We start from the raw sequence: 18,161 nt of genomic DNA on the forward strand, positions 1-18,161 counted from the left end.
AAGCACGCCGCCAGCGTTCGTCCTGAGCCAGGATCAAACTCTCCAACAAAAACCATAAACGGTCCAAGCCAGAAACCCTGACAAAAACACCCAACCCCAAAACAGAGCCAGGCAAAAACAAACACACAAAAACAAACACAAACACACTATTGAGTTCCCAAACAACACCCACACAAACCAACCAACCCCACAAAGGAGCCAATCAATCAGGTGAATTACCAACCGCGCCAGTCACACAAACCTCCGCGGCGGCAAGAAGAAACACTACGCCACCACACTCCCCACTGTCAACCCGAACTGCTGTGAAGCAGATCACTTCGAAGTTTTTCCTTGATTTTGCAACGAAAATGCGGGGGCGGTGCCCGTGTTGGTCACCGCCCCCGCTCGCACAACTGCCGCGTTTAGTGCACCGACGCGGTCACCGCCGCCGCCACCGCCTTGGCCACGCGCGGGTCGAAAACGCCCGGAATGATGTACGCCGAGTTGATCTCGTCCTCGCTCAGTACCTCGGCAATCGCCACCGCCGCCACCCGCAGGAGTTCGTTGGTGATGTCCTTGACACCCGCGTCGAGCAGCCCGCGGAAGAGCCCCGGGAAAGCCAACACGTTGTTGATCTGGTTCGGGTAGTCGGAACGCCCGGTCGCCACCACCGCCGCGTACTTGGCGGCCTCGATCGGGTCTACCTCCGGCGTCGGATTGGCCATCGCGAAGACGATCGGGTCCGCCGCCATGGTCTTGATGACCTCCGCCGGGAACAGGTTGCCCGACGACACCCCGATGAAGACATCCGCCCCCGCCAGGCCGTCCACCAAGGACCCCGTCACTCCCCGCGGGTTGGTGTTCTTCGCCAGCCATTCGCGGTGCGGGTTCATGCCCTGCGTCTGCTCGCCGTTCAGTGCCCCGGTACGGCCGTAGCCCACGATGTCCCGCGCCCCCTGCGCCATCAGTAGTTTGGCGATCGCCGAACCGGCGGCCCCCACGCCCGAAATGACGATGCGCACATCCTCAATCCGTTTGCCCACCACCTTCAGTGCGTTGATCAAAGCCGACAGAGTGACGATGGCGGTGCCGTGCTGGTCGTCGTGGAACACCGGGATGTCCAGCTCGGCCCGCAGCCGCTCCTCGATTTCGAAGCAGCGGGGCGCCGAGATGTCCTCCAGGTTGATGCCCCCGTAGGCCGGCGCAATCGCCTTAACAATGGCCACGATCTCGTCCACGTCGGTCGTGGCCAGCGGCACCGGCCAGGCATCCACGCCACCAAATTGCTTAAACAGCACGGCCTTGCCCTCCATCACCGGCAGTGATGCCTCCGGGCCGATGTTGCCCATGCCAAGCACCGCAGTGCCGTCCGTCACCACGGCCACCGTGTTGCGCTTGATGGTCAGGTCCCGCGCCCGACTCGGGGTGTCGTAGATCGCCTGACACACCCGCGCCACCCCCGGGGTGTAGGCCCGCGACAAGTCCCGCCGGTTACGCAGCGGCACCCGGGAGGCGATCTCCAGCTTGCCCCCCTGGTGAGATAGGAACGTCGAGTCCCCAACCGTCAGGACCTTTACCCCCGCCAGGTTTTCCAAGAGACCGACGACCTCCAGGCGGTGCTGCGAGTCGCGGGCGTCAAACGTTAAGTCGTAGGCGATGCGGCCGTCCTCGGCGTCAGCCACATCCAGCCCCATCACGATGCCGCCGGTGCTCGTGACCTTCTCGATGATCGTCGAAGCGTCGGCCTGGGAAGCATTGGCCTCCAGGCGCAGGACGACGGTGTAGCTGGGTGACGGCTGAGCCATAACAGTTCCTTACTCCCTCGGGCGCGACAGCGCCACTGTTCACCTGAGCGCTTGGCCCGCGTGCTGCAGACTCACCCGCAATGAGTGGGCGCCCGCAGGCAAAGGTAGACCCCATCGGGCCTTGGCCGGTAGTCCACTGGTCGCAGGTGGACGATCTTGCAGCGGTTTCACCGCCGCCTACCCCACTTTTTGGTTCTCCCCCACACACGCGCCCCACCGTGGATGGGCCTGCCTCGCCCCGCGACGGCAGGCACGGCAACGGGCCGGGAGCTCGCCGCTCCCGGCCCGCCAGTTGCCAACTTAGCCTTCCGCGGCGCGCTGCAGCACCAGCTCTCGCACCCGCGCGGCGTCGGCCTGCCCGCGGGTGGCCTTCATGACAGCGCCAACGATGGCCCCGGCGGCCTGCACCTTCCCGGCCCGGATCTTGGCGACGACGTCACCCTGGGCGGCCAGTGCCTCGTCGACCGCGGCCAGCAGCGCCGCGTCGTCGGAGACCACCTCCAGCCCGCGGTCGGTCATGACCTCGCGGGCCGAGCCCTCCCCGGCCAGCATGCCCGCCAGCACCTGCCGGGCCAACTTGTCGTTGAGCTTGCCCTCGGCCACCAGCTCGCTCAACTCGGCCACCTGCGCCGGGGTGACGGGCAACTGCCCGAGTTCCACCCCCCGCTCGTTGGCTTCGCGCGCGAGCTCACCGAGCCACCACTTGCGGGCGGCGGCCGGGCTGGCCCCCGCCTGCACGGTCGCGTCCACGAGGTCCAGCGCCCCGGCATTCAGCACGTCGCGCATCTCCAGCTCGGTGCAGCCCCACTCGGCGAGCAGCCGCCGACGCCGCACCGCAGGCAACTCCGGCAGGGAGTCGCGCAGCGACTGCACCCAGGCGGGGTCGGGCACGATCGGCACCAGATCCGGTTCCGGGAAGTACCGGTAGTCTTCCGCGTCACTCTTCTCGCGACCCGGCGAGGTGGTGCCGGTGTCCTCGTGCCAGTGCCGGGTCTCCTGGGTCACGGCCTGCCCGGCCGCCAAGAGCGCGCCCTGCCGAGACATCTCGTAACGTACCGCCCGTTCAATGGCCCTAAACGAGTTGACGTTCTTCGTCTCGGTGCGGGTGCCCAGCGGCGCGCTCGGGCTGGGCCGCAGCGACACGTTCACGTCCGCGCGGACGTTGCCGCGCTCCATGCGGGCCTCCGAAATCTGCAACGCCCGGCAGATGTCGCGCAGGTGCTGCACGTAGGCGCGCGCCACCTCCGGGGCCCGCGCCCCGGCCCCGGTAATCGGCCGCGTGACGATCTCGATCAACGGCACCCCGGCCCGGTTGTAATCCACCAGCGAGTAGTCGGCCCCCTGGATGCGGCCCGTCGAACCGCCCACGTGGGTGTTCTTGCCCGCGTCCTCTTCCATGTGAGCGCGTTCGATCTCCACCCGGAAGATCTCGCCGTCGTCCAACTCCACATCGAGGTAGCCGTCAAAGGCGATCGGCTCGTCGTACTGCGAAATCTGGTAGTTCTTGGGCACGTCCGGGTAGAAGTAGTTCTTCCGCGCAAACCGGCAGGAGTCAGCGATCTGGCAGTTGAGCGCCATGCCCAGCAGGATCGCCGAGCGCACCGCCTCGCCGTTGACCACCGGCAGCGAACCGGGCAGCCCCAGCGACACCGGGGTGACGTTCTCGTTTGGCTCGCCCCCAAACGTGTTGGGGGCCCCGTCGAACATCTTCGTGGCCGTGCCCAGCTCCACGTGCACCTCGATGCCGAGCACCGGGTCGAAGCGGGCAGTGACCTCGTCGTAATCCAGCAGCTCGCTCACGCCGCCGCCTCCTTAATCTCGGGAGCGCGCTCCAACAGCGCCCCGCCCCACGTGGCCTCCAACAGTCGTTCCAGGGCCCCACCCACCCGGTAGGCCAACGCATCCTGCCGGGCCGGGGCCAAGATCTGGAAGCCGACAGGCAGGCCGTCGTCCGACAAGCCCGACGGCAGCGACAACCCCGGCACCCCCGCCAGGTTCGCCGGAATGGTGGCCACGTCGTTGAGGTACATGGCCATCGGGTCGTCCACCTTGGCCCCAAACTTAAAGGCCGTGGTGGGGGCGGTGGGCGAGACGAGCACATCGGCCTGCGCGAAGGCGGCCTCAAAGTCGCGCTGGATCAGGGTGCGCACCTTTTGGGCCGCCCCGTAGAACGCGTCGACGTGCCCAGCCGACAGCGCGTAGGTCCCCAGAATGATGCGGCGCTTTACTTCCGGCCCGAAGCCCGCCCCGCGGGTCGCGGCCATCACCCGCTCGGCCGTCACCGGCCCCTCGCTGGGTTCGACGCGGAGCCCGAACCGCATCCCGTCAAACTTCGCCAGGTTTGACGACGCCTCAGCCGGCATAATCAAGTAGTAGGCATCCAGGGCGTGGACGAACGACGGGCAGGAGACCTCCACTACCTCAGCCCCGTGCCCCACCAGCAGCTCTACCGCGGCCTCAAACGACGCCCGCACCCCCAGGGCGTAGCCGTCGCCGGTCAGTTCCTTGACGATACCGATCTTGCAGCCGGTCAAGTCCCGTTCATCCCGCGCCGCTTCCACCAGCCCGGTGTGGCGGTCGGGCAACGAGGTGGCATCGAGCGGATCGCGTCCCGAGATGAGCTCCTGCAGCAGCGCCGAGTCCAGCACGGTGCGCGAGCACGGCCCCGCCTGGTCCAGCGAGGAGGCCATCGCAATCAAGCCGTAGCGGGAAACCGCCCCATACGTGGGTTTGACCCCCACCGTGCCCGTCACCGCGGCCGGCTGCCGGATGGAGCCTCCCGTGTCGGTGCCGATCGCCAGTGGCGCCTCGAACGCGGCCACCGCGGCCGCCGAGCCGCCCCCACTGCCTCCGGGGATGCGCTCCTGATCCCACGGGTTGCGGGTGGGACCAAACGCCGAGTGCTCGGTGGAAGACCCCATCGCAAACTCATCCATGTTGGTCTTGCCGAGAATCGGCAGGCCCGCCGCCCGCAATTTGCGCACCAGGGTGGCGTCGTACGGCGGAATCCAGCCTTCCAGCATCTTGGAGGCCGCCGTCGTCACCTGCCCCTTGGTTACCACCACGTCCTTCACAGCGATTGGCACCCCGGCCAGCGGGTGGAGTTCCTCACCCCGCTGCCGCTTGGCATCCACCTCCGCTGCGGCTGCCAGGGCCTCCTCCGTGTTGACGTGCAGGAAGGCGTGAATGGCGTCGTCGACCGCCGCGATCCGCTCCAGGTGCGCCTGCGTCAATTCCACGGCGCTGAGCTCGCCCGCCGCCAGGGCGGCGGCCTGCTGCGCCGCCGAAGAGCGAATAATGCTCACGCTTCCTCCCCCAAAATCTGTGGCACGGCAAACCGGCCGTCCTCGGCAGCCGGGGCCCCCGCCAGGGCGGCGGCCTGCCCCAAAGTCGGCACGATGTTGTCATCACGCATCACGTTGGTAAGGGGGAGCGGGTGGCTCGTGGCCGGCACATCACCGGACACGGCTTCACTCACCCGCTCGATCGAAGCCGTGATGACTTGCAAATCGCCGGCGAGCCGCTCCACCTCCTCGCTAGTCAATTCAATGCGCGCCAGGGCGGCCACGCGGGCGACCTCGGCGGTGGAAAAGGTGGTCATGGCGCCATCCTAGCGAGGCGGTGCCTGCCTGACCGCATCCTCTGCTTAGATTTGCCCATGAACACGTGGCGTCAAAAGCTGGGACTTCGTCTGCTCGCCCCGCCCACCCGGCGACAAATCACGACCGCCGCCAAGTGGTGGATTACCGGCATAGTCGTGGCGCAGGCAGGCGCCGTCGCCTCCGTGATTACCGCCGACTGGCTCCGACGCCGCCGCCAAAGCGAACCCGACTCGTTCCTCACCGCCCCGCCGCGCTCCGTGCGGGTGGCAGCCAGCTCGGTCACCACCTACACCGACGCCCGCGCCCTCTACGACGCGATGCTTGCCGCCATCCGGCAGGCCAAGAACCGGGTCTACTTCGAGACCTACATTTGGAAATCTGACCAGTGGGGACAGGCCTTCAAGGACGAGCTGCTGGCGGCCGCGCGCCGCGGCGTGGATGTCCGGATCATCTACGATGCCCTAGGCAATCTGGTTGTCGATCCCCGTTTCTTCCGTTTCCCCCGGCTGCGCAAATTGCAGGTGCTGCGCATCCCCGTGTTCAACCGCGGCATGCTGTCCTTCTCCCCCCGCCACTTCGGCCGCGACCACCGCAAGATCCTCGTGGTCGACTCCACCACTGGGTTCGTCGGCGGCTACAACATCGGCGGGCTGTACCGGGAGACGTGGCGCGACACCCACGTGCAGATCACCGGACCGAGCGTGTGGGAGCTCGACAACGCCTTCACCGACTTTTGGAACCTCTACCGGGACAACAAACACACCCCGCTGCCTGACCGGGGGGCGCGCGAGTGGGATGCCCGCATTCGGGCGGCGCAAAACTCCCCCGCCAAGCTTCTCTTTCCCGTGCGGGGCCTCTACATCGACGCCTGCGACCGGGCGGTGGAACGCATCTGGATCACACAGGCCTACTTCATTCCCGACCAAGAAATCATGGGCAGCCTCATCGCTGCCGCCCGGCGGGGGGTGGACGTCAAAGTGCTCATTCCCGAGATCTCCAACCACGTCGTCGCCGACTGGGTGGCACGGGCCCACTTCACGCGCCTGTTGGAGTCCGGGGTGGAAATCTGGCTCTACCAGGGCGCGATGATCCACGCCAAGACCGCGACGGTGGACGGGCGGTGGGCCACCGTCGGAACCGCCAACATTGACCGCCTCTCCCTGACCGGCAACCACGAGATCAACCTGGAGTTCGTCTCCAAACGGTACGCCTCCGTGATGGAAGGGGTCTTCCGTCGGGACCTGTCCCAGTCCCGCCGCCTGACCTGGAACGAGTGGCAGGCCCGGCCCTACCTGCACCGTCTCGGCGAGCGCCTGCTGCGGCCCCTGGCACCCCTAATGTAGCTGGGCGGGGCCGCCTGGCCCGCCCAGCCGCTACCGCTGGCAGCCGCCGCGAGCGCGAGTCCTGCCGGGCCGCCCACACTGGGGGCGGCCCGACGGACGGCCCGTCTCAGGCCTCCGGCCCGCGCGCCAGCAGCTCGTTGAACTCCTCCTCCCCCAGCACCGGCACCCCCAGCGCCTCGGCCTTTTTTAGCTTCGACCCGGCCTTGTCCCCGGCCACCAGGTAGTCCGTCTTCTTCGACACCGAGCTGCCCGCCTTCCCGCCGCGGGCAACAATGGCGGCCGCCGCCTCCTCGCGCGTGAAACCGCTGAGGGTGCCCGTGACAACGATCGTCAGGCCCGCCAACACGGCGGGGGCGTCCGCCACCGATTGCTCCGCCGCCGTCGGCGCCGGGTCGGCAAAGGCCACCCCGGCCTCCCGCCAGGCCGCGACCGTGGCGGCATTGTGTTCGTCTGCCAGCCACTGTCGCACCGACGCGGCCAACACCGGCCCGACGCCCTCCACCGCGGAGAGCTCCTCCACACTGGCGGCCGCAATCGCGTTCAAAGATCCGAACTCTGCCGCCAACGCCCGGGCCGCCACCGGACCGACGTGTCGAATCGACAACGCCACCAAGAAACGCCACAGCTCCTTGCCTTTCGCCGCGGCCAGGTTGTCCAGCATCTGCAACGTGGAGCGTGAGGGAGCCGACGGCTTGGCCACCGTGCCGTCTTTGCGGGGCGCCGACGGGGTGGTCCAAAACGCCCGCACGAAATGCCAGTCGCCTTCCTGCGCCTTGGCAAAACGGGCCGGACGATAGATCCGCACCTGCTGCAAATCCTGGGGGCGCAGGGCAAATACCCCGGCATCACTCGTCAGCGGGGCCTGCTGGCTCGGCGCCCACTCGTCGACCAACGCCCGGGCGGCGTCCAACCGCTCGGCCGGAGGCAGCGCCAGTTGCGCCGAACTCAACACGTGCCGCGCATCATCAATCCACAAACCTGCCCCGCCCGCGAGCGCCTCAACCGCCGCGGTGCGGGTGGCATCCGGGTTGGTCAAGGCCCGGGCGGCCTCCTCCCCCAGTCCTTCCACATCCAGGGCACCGCGGCTCGCCAAGTGTTCGATCCGGCCGCGTAGCTGCGCGGGGCAGGCAGCCACGTTGGGACAGCGCAGGTCCTTTTCCCCCTCGTTGGTGGGGGCCAGCTCCGCCCCGCAGGCCGGGCAAGTGGTCGGCATCTGGAAGATGCGCTCGGTGCCGTCGCGCTGCGAGACGACGGGGGCGACGATCTCGGGAATGACATCGCCTGCTTTGCGCAACACCACCAGGTCCCCGATGCGCACGTCCTTGCGGGCCACCTCAAAGCCGTTGTGCAGGGTCGCGTGGGAGACGTAGCTGCCTGCCACCAGCACCTTTTCCATTACCCCGTACGGGGTGACCCGGCCGGTGCGGCCCACGTCGACGGCAATGTCCAGCAGGCGGGTGCGCACCTCCTGCGGCGGATACTTGTAGGCCACCGCCCAGCGTGGCGTGCGCGATGTGGTCCCCAGTTCCCGCTGCCGGGCAAAGGAATCGATCTTCAATACGATGCCGTCGATCTCGTGTTCGATCTCGGCGCGCCGCTGCCCCCAGTGGTCAATGAATTCCAGCACCTGGTCCACGCCCTGCACCACCTGCGTCTGGGGGGCCACCGGCACCCCCCAGGCGGCCAACAGCCGGTACAGCTCCGACTGGGTGTCCGGAGCACCGCCCGACGGCTGCTGCCAGGCGCCCACGCCGTGGGCCAGGAACCGCAGCGGCCGGGCGGCGGTGATCTGCGGATCCTTCTGCCGCACCGAGCCGGCCGCGGCGTTGCGCGGGTTGACGAATGTTGGCAGCCCGGCGGCCTGCCGCTCAGCGTTCATCTGGGCAAAGAGGTCCACCGGGAAGAAAATCTCCCCCCGGATCTCCACCAGCTCGGGGTGGTCTCGCCCGGCGAGCGTGGCGGGAATACCGTGGATGGTGCTCACCTGTGCGGTGACTTCCTCCCCGACCCGGCCGTCGCCCCGCGTTGCTGCCCGCGTGAGCACGCCCCGCTCGTAAGTGAGGGACACGGCCAGACCGTCAACCTTGACCTCGGCGGTCACTGGGGACTGGTCGGCTCCCACGCGCGTGACCCACTGCGCCACCTCGTCCAGGGAGAAGACGTCCTCCAAACTCAGCATGCGCTCGCCGTGCGTCACCGGGGCAAACGAGCTGGTGGCGCCCGGCGCTGTGCCCCCCACCCGCTGCGTTGGCGACTGCGGGGTTTGCAGGGTCGGGAAGCGCGCCTCCAGGTCCCGCAATTCGTGCATGAGTGCGTCGTACTCGGCGTCCGAAAAGGTCAGGGCCTGCACATCCTCGCGTTCGGTGTCGTAATACTCCGCGCTCGCGGCCTGCAGGGTGGCCCGCAATTCCTGCACTCTTTGGGCAGCAACCTCAAATTCCATGGGCTACATCATTCCCCATCCAGCTGGGCTGCTCCGCCCGAAGGGGGACGCTGTGGGCAGCGTGGCACTTTAGGGTGGTGGCGTGGCCCGCCAACATCCCCGTCCGTTCTTGCCGCCGCCGACGAGCCCGCGGCCGGCGGTCGACGGTGCCGATTTCCTGCGTGGGGGCCTGGCGGTGACCTGCATGTTGGTGTTCACCGCGGTTGATGCGGTGGCGCTGCCGCAACCCGATGCTGGACTAACTCCCCTGCTCCAGGTCGCTGGCACCCTATTGTCCGCGGGGGCGGGCGGGGCGGTCGTGCTCCTGCGGCGCCACCCGCTGGTGCCCTTCTTTCTGAGCCTGCTGGCCGCCGTCTTTCCCGTCTTGAGCATGGCGGCGGTGCCGCCCGCCGCGTTGCTGCTCCCGGTGGCCCTGTGGGGGGTTGCTGCGCGGTGTGCCCCGCTCATTGTCCACAGTGCGTTGGGGCTGGCCACCGTCATGGTCATTCTGCTCACCGTGCTCCTGGATAGGCACACTATCTCCACGGCCACCGGCCTAGTGGTGGCAGCCACCGCCCTGGCCGCGATGCACACCGCCGCCACGCTCGGTTGGCGCCACCGCCTGACCCGGCAGGCCGCGGCCGCCGCCGCCGCCCAAGCCGCCGCGGCCGGGGATATGCGCGCCCACGAGGCCGCCGCGGCCGCCGCCACCGAACGCACCCGCATCGCGCGGGAAATGCACGATATCGTCGCCCACTCGCTGTCCGTCGTGATCGCGCAGGCCGACGGCGGTCGGTACGCGGCCGCGGCCGACCCCGGGGCCGCCGAGCGGGCCCTGACCACCATTGCCGAGATCGGGCGGGCCGCCCTCACCGACATGCGCGCCATTTTGGGGGTGCTGCGCACACCCGAGATGGATGCCTTGGAGCGGCTGCCCCAGCCCATGGGCGCCGACCTGGATTCCCTCATAAACACCGTCGTGGAGGCCGGACTGCCCACTTCCATTGTCAGGGTTGGCACCCCGCACGTGCTGCCCCCCGGGCTGGGGTTGGCGGTGCATCGGGTGGTGCAAGAAAGCCTGACCAACGCACTCAAGTATGCCGGCCCTGCGGCCAACGCCACCGTGCTGCTGCAGTGGACTGCCTCCGCCCTTATCCTCGTAATCGAGGACAACGGACGCGGCGTGGGCGCCACCAGCGACGGCCGGGGACACGGCCTGATTGGCATGCGTGAACGGGTGGCCGCTTTCGGCGGCACGCTGGAGGCGGGTGCCCGCGAGGGCGGCGGCTTTCGGGTGCGTGCCCACATTCCCCTCGGGCCGTTGCCCACCACCCGCCCCGCCCCGGCCCCGCCCATCGCCCCGGCGCCGCCCGTGGCCCCGGCGCCGACGCCTCACCGTCCGCCCGTCTCGCCCGACCCCGATCCGAAGGACCCAACATGACCGCCCCCATTCGCGTAGCCCTAGTCGACGATCAGCAACTGGTGCGCGCCGGATTCGCCCTCGTTATCGCTTCCCAACCTGATATGGAGGTGGTGCTGGAAGCCTCCGATGGCGCCCAAGCGGTGCGGTTGTTGGCCGACCACCCGGCAGACGTCGTGCTCATGGATGTGCGGATGCCCAACATGGATGGCCTGACCGCCACCCAACACATCACCGCACGCGGCGAGCTGCCCCGCATCATCATGCTCACCACTTTCGACCTGGACGAGTACGTGCTGACGGCGGTGCGGGCGGGGGCATCAGGCTTCCTCCTGAAGGACGCACCCCCCGAGGACATGCTTGAGGCCATCCGCACGGTGCACAACGGGGACGCCGTCATCGCCCCGTCCTCCACCAAACGCTTGCTGACGCATGTCGCCCAGCACCTGCCTGCTGATCACCAAACCGACTCGCAGGTGCTCGACGCATTGACCGAGCGGGAACGTGAGGTGCTCGTGTTGATGGCGCGCGGCCGGTCCAACGGCGAGATCGCCTCCGACCTCTTCGTCGCCGAGGCCACGGTCAAGACCCACGTCGGGCGTATCCTGGCCAAGCTCGGTGCCCGGGACAGAGTCCAGGCCGTGGTTACCGCCTACGAAACTGGCCTCGTGCACCCGGGAGCTTGAGCGTCCGCCACCAGGGGGATCAAGTCATCATCCCGCGGCGCGACGCCCGTCCCCCGGGCCCGCATTATCGTGAGCTGCGGGAGGACTAATGCCAACACCAGCCGTGATAGAGGCCACGAACGTCACCAAGATCATCGGTCCAGCGCCCCAGGTCACCCGGGTGCTGACCAACATCAGTCTGACTATCCCCGCCGGACAGCTGACCGCCATCATGGGACCGGCCGGCGCGGGCAAAACTACGCTCATGCACCTGCTGGGAGCACTCCAGGTCCCCTCGGCGGGCAGCATCCTCCTGGATGGGCAAGAGATCGTGGGGCTGCCGGAGGAGCAGCTGACGACGGTGCGGCGACGGGTCGGCTTCGTGTTCCCCACGCCCCAGCTTTTGCCGCCCCTGTCGGTGACGCAGAACCTCACCCTCACGTGTGAACTGGCCGGACGCGGCCTTGACGCAGGATGGTTCACCCGGGTGGTGGACGCCCTGGGACTGGCCGCGATGCTGCCCCGCCCGGTGCCAGACTTGCCGCCCGCCCTCGCGCAGCGGGTGGCGATCGGCCGGGCCCTCATGCACCAACCGTTGGTGGTCTTTGCGGACGAGCCCACCTCGATACTCGATCGGCGTGCCAGCGCCGAAATCCTGGCTCTGCTGCGCACCACAGTGAGGGAACTGGGCCAAACCGTGGTGCTGATGACCAACGAGGCAACCGCAGCCGCGCACGCCGACAGCGTCCTGTTGCTGGCGGACGGGCAAATCGTGGGGCAGGTGGATCGGCCCACCATCGAGTCTGTGCGGACCGGGATTGATGCCCTGGTTTTGGGGGCCTACCTGTGATTGGACGGCTGTGGCTGGCGGGCCCCCGGCGCAGCTGGGTGGGGGCCCTGGTAGCTCTCGGCGTCGCCGCCGCCTTTGCCTGCCTGCTGCCCCTCGGCTACAGCCTGACCAAGCAAGCCATGGCCGCCGCGATCCGGACGGACGTCGGCAACGCCGACCTGGTCCTGACCCCAGGCTCAGCGCCGCTGCCCGATATGGCCGTGCTCGAAGAGGTGCCGGGGGTGGCCGCGGTCCGGTCGCTCGTGTCCTGGCCGGCCGTCATGACCGCCGCCGACCGGAGCCAGACCGTCACCCTCCGGGCCGTCGAGGCGGGCGACTGGCGGGCCCTGCCGCCCTTGCAGCAAGGCAGCGGCGTCAACCGGGACGGCATCGTGCTGTCCTCCCAGGCGGCCCAACAGCTGCAGGCTGGCGTGGGCGACAGCGTGCACCTCAGGTGGGAAGACCTCGGTGTCGCCGCCAACGAGCAGCTAGTTACCGAGGTGGAAACCACCGTCGTCGGCATCGTGGCCTCCCCCGCCCACTTCTTGCACGAGTTCGCTCCCATCTACGTGGACGCCACCAGCCCGGGGGTGGCCGAACAGCTGGCGCGTGACACCTCCTTCATCACCAACTGGGCGGATTACGCGGTGGAGGTTGAACCGGGGGTGGAAACCGCCCAGGTAGAGGACTCCATCATGACGACGTTGTCCCCCGACGGGGAGACAGTGGACGCCGGGCAATTCGACAGCCAAGAACTCGCCGACGTCGAGGCCTCCGATGTGCACTACCTGCCACCCGGCTTCCAGTCAGTAGACATACTGATCGACGAGCAGTTGACGATCCTGGGGCCTTTGCAGCTGCAGGTGCTGCTGCTAGGCAGCGCCTTCCTGGGCCTGGTGTGGGTGACGGCCGTCATGGTGGCCGGTAGTGCGCTCTCCCTGCTGGTCAAACGCAACCGGGGTGAGTTGCTCCTGCTGCGGGCGCTGGGCGCCGATCAGCGGCAGCTCTACCGGCCGTTGGCTTGGGGGGCGCTGGCGGTCGGGCTGGCCGCCGGAGTGTCCGGGTTGGTGACGGGACACTTCCTTTCACTGTTTTTTAACGTGTTTATCGCAGACTTCTTCGGGGTCAGCCCGGCGCAGGTGGGGAATATCAGCACCCCGCTGGCGGTGATACTCCCGTTTGCCCTGACCCTCGCCGCCGTCCCCATCGCCGCCTTTCCTCCGCTCCGCCGCCTGCGCTTATTGGATAGTTCTGCCCCGCAGGGGCACCGCTCGCCCAGCTATCGCTGGACCCGCCTGGCCCTGGCCGCCGCTGCCATCGTCGCGGGCCTAGCGCTCTTTCGGTACATTTACGCCAGCTCCGTGGTGGTGTGGAACATCCAATGATTGGTTTTCAATTCTCCACCCTGCAGATCGGGGCCCTGCTGCTCGCCTCGGTGCTGATACTGGTGGGTGTTTGCCTGGCCATTCCCAGCCTTTTGCACCTGGTGCGCGCCGTCCGTGGCCCGCTCGAAAGGCTGGCCCCAAACCGCTTCCGTGTCGGTACCCGGCTGGCCCTGGCGAGCCTGACCGCCCGCCCGCGGCGCACCATGCGTGCACTGGTTCCGCTCATCATCGCGGTGGCCATCGTGATCGCGGCCGCCACCGCTGCCGGCACTGCTAATACGTCGATAACGCGGGTGGCTGCCGCCCGCTTCCCCTGTGATATTGAGCTGTCGACCCTCACAGACGCCGAACAGGCCACACGTCTGCAAAGCACCGTGGAGCGGCTGCCTGGCGTGGCGGCCACCGCCCGACTCTCCCTCTCCGAGCACGCCCTACGCAGTGGAGACCGAGTATTTGCCGAAGCCCTATTTTCCGCTACCCAGAGCGACTGGGAACACTATCAACGGTTCGGAGTCAAGGGGCCACCACTGACCGCACAGGAAATCCTCCTCAGCCCCGCGGGGGCAGAACGATTGGAATTAACCGACGGGCAAAAAATCGATGTCTTCCTGGCCCCTTATAATCCCCTTACCGCTTCAACCGAGGAAGAGTTCGAATCTACCAAAGCGAAACAGCTGGCTGCGCTAGAATGGCAAAAAAATAACTATCGGACCTATCGGGTCCGCGTGATGGACCATCAACCCACCATTAATCTGCTCGTGCCCCCGTCCGCTAACCCCGCTCCGCTCCAGGCAATCTGCGTCCGGCTGACCAACCCGTCGTCGATAAACGCCGTCTCGGACGTGCTCTCCACCGCCCAGTCCTTCGGCCTGCCCCAACACTTCGTGCACAACATAGCCGGGGAATTACACTCCCAGCAGGTGTCCATCCACCGCATGTTGCTCTTCAGCACCTTACTGGCGGCCATTACCACCGCCGTGGCTTTCATCGGCATTACCAACGCTTTAATTTCCTCCGCTTTGTCCCGCCGTCACCAGATCTTCACCTTGGCCGCCCTGGGGATGTCCCGCACGCAGCTGTGGACCATGTTCGTGGTGGAGGGAATCGTGCTCTCGCTCGTGGGGGTGGGCGTGGGGATCGCCACTGGCATCTCCCTGGGGCTGCTCATCGTCTCCGCGTTGGCCGGCTCGACGCAGTGGCTGGCCGTCACCGTGCCGTGGTCGCCCGTCATGCTCTGCATACTCATCGCGATCGGCGGCGGACTATTCGGGGCGTTGGCGGCGGGCTGGCAAACCCTCCGGCCCTCCCCGGAGGCCGGTTATCCACAGGGATAGCGCGCGGCCAGCGGCGGACATTACGGTGCGGGCGTGCAGACCTTTTTGGAAGTCACGCGCGGACCGGACCTGGGAGCCGTCATCCCGGTGACGGCCCGCCCACGGGTGTGGGGACGCGCCAGTGGTCTGCTCCAAGATCCCAGCGTCTCCCGCCGCCAGGCGAAGTGTTGGCAGGGGCGCCGCGGCGTGCGCCTGGAGGTCTGCCCGGGGGCGGCCCCCTTGCGCTACCGGGGGCGGCGGCTTCGCCCGGGCTGCGCCGTGCGGCTGGCAGCCGGGCGCCGACTGCGCGTAGGGGCCACAGTTCTGGCTTTACGGACCCGCGCCCCGGCTCCCCTGCGCAGCGGGCCACCCCCGTGGCTCAGCCATGCCCTCCGCCTGCTGGTGCCGGTAGCGCTCTTCCTGGTGCTAGTGCCTCTCCTGTTCGGCCGCCGCTCCCCCTTACCGCTGGCGCTGGCCGCCCTTGGGGTGCTCGCGCTCGGCGGCGGTGGCGGTTGGTTGTGGCACCAGCGCACCCCGCCCCGGCCCGGCCGCCTGCGGCAAGCCCCTCCCGCCGCCCCGCGGCCCGGGCGGAGCATAGTCCTGCACACGCGGGCCTGCCGCGCGGCCCGGCCCGCGTCGCGGGTTCCGACCCACCTGTCCGTCCGCGCCGGGCAGGTGCTGCAAACTACCGGCCCGCACCGGCGGGCCCTCGGGCTGTGGCTAGCGGCGCAAGCGCACGCCAACGGGCTGACCGTGCAGCTACGGCCCGGCCCGACCGCAACAGCCCTGCCCGCCACCCCCGGGGTGGTCATCTACACCGAGCCCCCACCCTCGGCGGAAGCGTGCGTGGTGGTCGAGGCCTCCGGGCCCCTGCCAGGTGCCGACTGGCTGGCCCATGCGGAGGACCGCTGGCTGGCCGGTTCCCCGCCGCCCGGTCGCCCCTGCCACGCGCACGAGCTGATTCCCCTCAGCCGGGCAGATATCACGCACCGCTGGGCCGCCCCCAGCTTCCGGCTCCCGCTTGGTCGCACCGAGGCAGGCACCAACCAGCTGGTGGACCTGGTGCACGACGGCCCGCACGCCCTCATTGCGGGGCGCACCGGGGCGGGCAAATCGGAGCTGTTGGCCTACTGGCTACTGGCGCTCGCCGTCCATGCCAGCCCGCAGGACCTCGTTTTCATCCTCGTGGACTATAAGGGGGGCGCCGGCCTGCGACCGGTGGCCCGGCTACCCCACACTGCGACCCTACTCACCGACCTGGATCCGGCCGCCACCAGCCGCGCCTTGCAGGCGCTGCGGGCCGAAGTTGCCCGCCGCGAACGGGTGCTCACGGCCGCAGGCGCCCCAGATATCGCGGCATTGCAGCGGCTGCCCGGCGAGCAGGCCTCGCTGCCGCGCCTCGTTATCGCCGTCGACGAGTTTCGGGTCCTGGCAGACCACCACCGGGACGTGCTCGACTCCCTGGTGCGTCTGGCGGCCCAGGGGCGGTCCCTCGGCGTGCACCTGCTGCTGGCCACGCAACGACCCGCCGGGGCCATCAGCCCTGACATCGCCGCCAACACCGCGCTGCGGGTGTGCCTGCGTGTCTCCCAGGAGGCTGACTCCACCGACGTGCTTGGCGCCCCCGCCGCCGCCCACCTGCCCGCCGCCCCCGGGCACGGCTTCATCCGTACCGACGAACTGGTGCAGATCCGCACCCCAGCCCTCGGCACCTGGGCGGACCAGGCCATCGCCCTAGCCGACGAACTAGCCGCTGGTCGGCCCGCGCCCACCCGGCCCTGGGCCGAGCCCCTGCCGGACAGTTTGCCCGTCGGGCGCGCCCCCCTGCCCGCCCCGGCGACGGCGGGTGTCGGCATCGTCGTTGTTGATGACATTGACGCGCAGGCGTGGACCGCCCACGGGCTAGGCGACCAGCCCCTGGCCATTCTCGGGGCACCACGCACGGGCCGCACCACCGCGATCCTGACCTGCGCGAGCGCGGCCTTGGCCGCGGGGCGCAGCGTCGATATTGTCACGGCCAATCCGCAGCCGTTTCAGCAGCTGTTGGGAGGACACGGGGGCCTGGGCACGCTCGCCCGGTGGGACGATGCCAGACACTGGCAGGCGCTCGTGCAGCGGATCGGACAGGCCCCGAGCGCCGCCGTGCTCTTGCTGGACGGGATTCCCGCGCCTCCCTGCGCTGCGCTAGATGTGGAGGAGCTAATGGGGGCGGCGGGAGCCGCCGGAGTGCAGCTGATCCTGAGCGCCGATACCCGGCCGGCCCGCTGGCACGCCGCTTGTCAGCGCATCTTGGCACTCGGCGGTGGCGTCCTAGATTGTCTACCCGCCCCCGCCCGCCGCGTCCCAGTGCGACCCCGGCCCGGGCACGGCATCTACCGTCACGCCGACCAGTGGTGGCCCGCGCTCGTCCCCCACCCGACCGAGCCCCCGCCCCCGTGGACCGGGCCGCCGCCCCCGCGCCTCCTGCCGGTACCACCCCACGCTGATGCCGCCCTCCTGACTGCCGCCAGCGGCCCCGACCGCCTCGTCTTCGGGCACGGGGCCGCCGGGGCGGTGGTGGGCGAGTGCGGGGACGTCCTCATCATCGGCCTGCCGTCGACGGGCCGCAGCACGCTCCTGGCCCACCTGGCACGCCAGGCGCGCGCCGCCGGGTGCCAGCCGCTGGTCTGCGACGACCACGACCTCCTCGGCCCCGCCGCTCGCGCCGAATTGGCCAATGCTCCGGGCCACCCTGTTCTCGCGGTCACCACCCCGGATGATGCCCTGACCCTCACCCGTGGCCCGCTCGGGCGCGCCCGCACCCACGGCACGCTCGTGGTGACGGCCGGGGCGCACCGGGTCGTGCGGGCCCTGATCGGCCTGGACCCCGGCCCACCGCTGCCGGGGGCGTGGGGGGCGCTGGTAGTAACTGGGCGCAGCGTCGTGCCGCTTCGCCTACAGGGACCGCTGTCGCTGCAAAAAGGCACCGGTGGCCGGGTGGAGGACACCGCCGGCCAGCAGCACGTTGAGCAGCACCCCGGCTACTAGCAGCGGACTGACCGGTAGCCAGAACAGCATCGTCACCGCGCTAAGGCCGCAGGCGGTCAGCAACAATCGTCGCGCCCAAAAGGTGGCCTGCCGCAGGCCCCGGCCCCCCGCTGCGAACGCTATCGCCAGCAGCACCATGCTGCCGCCAAGCAGCGCCGCTCGCCCCAGCCACTGGGAGCCGTAGACCGCCCACGCCAGTGTCCCAATTGCCAGGTGCAAGAGGATTTGCACCGGGGTCAGGCTCCAGGCCAGCAGCGTCGGCCGCGGCATTTGGGCCAGACTTTCGCGCAAAACACTCTTCACCATCACTCCACGGTAGCGCACGGTAAACGTGTCATCCTTCACCCCCCGACACGCGTGTGACAATCCCC

General features: G+C 68.8%; 13 protein-coding genes. 7 read left to right on the plus strand and 6 right to left on the minus strand.

All coding sequences use genetic code 11. The annotated features are described in order from the left end of the window. Positions 1–401: 401 nt before the first annotated feature. The 4 genes from BSZ40_RS04755 to gatC all read right to left on the minus strand — a co-directional run bounded on the left by BSZ40_RS04755 (position 402) and on the right by gatC (position 5,385). Positions 402–1,784, minus strand: a complete 1,383-nt coding sequence (locus BSZ40_RS04755; RefSeq protein ID WP_073823848.1) for an NAD(P)-dependent malic enzyme — start codon at positions 1,782–1,784, stop codon at positions 402–404. Positions 1,785–2,084: 300 nt separating this feature from the next. After that, a complete protein-coding gene (gene gatB, locus BSZ40_RS04760; RefSeq protein ID WP_073823850.1) occupies positions 2,085–3,584 on the minus strand; it encodes an Asp-tRNA(Asn)/Glu-tRNA(Gln) amidotransferase subunit GatB in 1,500 nt (499 codons plus the stop codon). After that, entirely contained in the window at positions 3,581–5,089 is a 1,509-nt protein-coding gene (gatA, locus tag BSZ40_RS04765) for an Asp-tRNA(Asn)/Glu-tRNA(Gln) amidotransferase subunit GatA (RefSeq protein ID WP_073823852.1), read from the minus strand. The genes gatB and gatA overlap by 4 nt, the downstream gene beginning before the upstream one ends. Then, positions 5,086–5,385, minus strand: a complete 300-nt coding sequence (gatC, locus tag BSZ40_RS04770; RefSeq protein WP_073823854.1) for an Asp-tRNA(Asn)/Glu-tRNA(Gln) amidotransferase subunit GatC — start codon at positions 5,383–5,385, stop codon at positions 5,086–5,088. The genes gatA and gatC overlap by 4 nt, the downstream gene beginning before the upstream one ends. Positions 5,386–5,442: 57 nt before the next feature. Between gatC and BSZ40_RS04775 the strand changes: the two genes are divergently transcribed. After that, positions 5,443–6,729 (plus strand): phospholipase D-like domain-containing protein, encoded by a 1,287-nt coding sequence (locus BSZ40_RS04775; protein WP_073823857.1) that lies wholly within the window; start codon positions 5,443–5,445, stop codon positions 6,727–6,729. A 106-nt stretch (positions 6,730–6,835) separates the two neighbouring features. Here the strand turns inward: BSZ40_RS04775 and ligA are convergent, their stop codons facing one another. Beyond that, a complete protein-coding gene (gene ligA, locus BSZ40_RS04780; RefSeq protein WP_073823859.1) occupies positions 6,836–9,172 on the minus strand; it encodes an NAD-dependent DNA ligase LigA in 2,337 nt (778 codons plus the stop codon). Between the two features lie 82 nt (positions 9,173–9,254). On the opposite strand from ligA, the gene BSZ40_RS04785 reads away from it, so the two are divergent. The 6 genes from BSZ40_RS04785 (at position 9,255) to BSZ40_RS12060 (ending at position 17,790) form a co-directional block, all read left to right on the plus strand. Then, positions 9,255–10,592 (plus strand): sensor histidine kinase, encoded by a 1,338-nt coding sequence (locus BSZ40_RS04785; RefSeq protein WP_084542632.1) that lies wholly within the window; start codon positions 9,255–9,257, stop codon positions 10,590–10,592. Further along, on the plus strand, positions 10,589–11,257 hold the full coding sequence (locus tag BSZ40_RS04790; protein ID WP_073823861.1) for a response regulator: 669 nt from the start codon (positions 10,589–10,591) through the stop codon (positions 11,255–11,257). The genes BSZ40_RS04785 and BSZ40_RS04790 overlap by 4 nt, the downstream gene beginning before the upstream one ends. Before the next feature lie 88 nt (positions 11,258–11,345). Beyond that, the gene (locus BSZ40_RS04795; protein WP_073823863.1) at positions 11,346–12,086 is read left to right on the plus strand and encodes an ABC transporter ATP-binding protein; all 741 of its coding nucleotides are present in this window, start codon (positions 11,346–11,348) and stop codon (positions 12,084–12,086) included. Beyond that, positions 12,083–13,450 carry an ABC transporter permease gene (locus BSZ40_RS04800; protein ID WP_073823865.1) on the plus strand — a complete coding sequence of 456 codons (1,368 nt, stop codon included), beginning with the start codon at positions 12,083–12,085 and terminating at the stop codon, positions 13,448–13,450. Before BSZ40_RS04795 ends, BSZ40_RS04800 begins: the two co-directional genes overlap by 4 nt. Next, a complete protein-coding gene (locus tag BSZ40_RS04805; protein ID WP_073823867.1) occupies positions 13,447–14,784 on the plus strand; it encodes an ABC transporter permease in 1,338 nt (445 codons plus the stop codon). The genes BSZ40_RS04800 and BSZ40_RS04805 overlap by 4 nt, the downstream gene beginning before the upstream one ends. Positions 14,785–14,817: 33 nt before the next feature. Next, positions 14,818–17,790 (plus strand): FHA domain-containing protein, encoded by a 2,973-nt coding sequence (locus BSZ40_RS12060; RefSeq protein ID WP_073823869.1) that lies wholly within the window; start codon positions 14,818–14,820, stop codon positions 17,788–17,790. On the opposite strand, the gene BSZ40_RS11530 is transcribed toward BSZ40_RS12060, so the two are convergent. Further along, a complete protein-coding gene (locus BSZ40_RS11530; RefSeq protein ID WP_143180882.1) occupies positions 17,698–18,096 on the minus strand; it encodes a hypothetical protein in 399 nt (132 codons plus the stop codon). The two genes, BSZ40_RS12060 and BSZ40_RS11530, sit on opposite strands and share 93 nt — an antisense overlap. Between the last annotated feature and the right edge of the window lie 65 nt (positions 18,097–18,161).

Source organism: Buchananella hordeovulneris, from assembly GCF_001907235.1.
Classification (GTDB): domain Bacteria; phylum Actinomycetota; class Actinomycetes; order Actinomycetales; family Actinomycetaceae; genus Buchananella; species Buchananella hordeovulneris.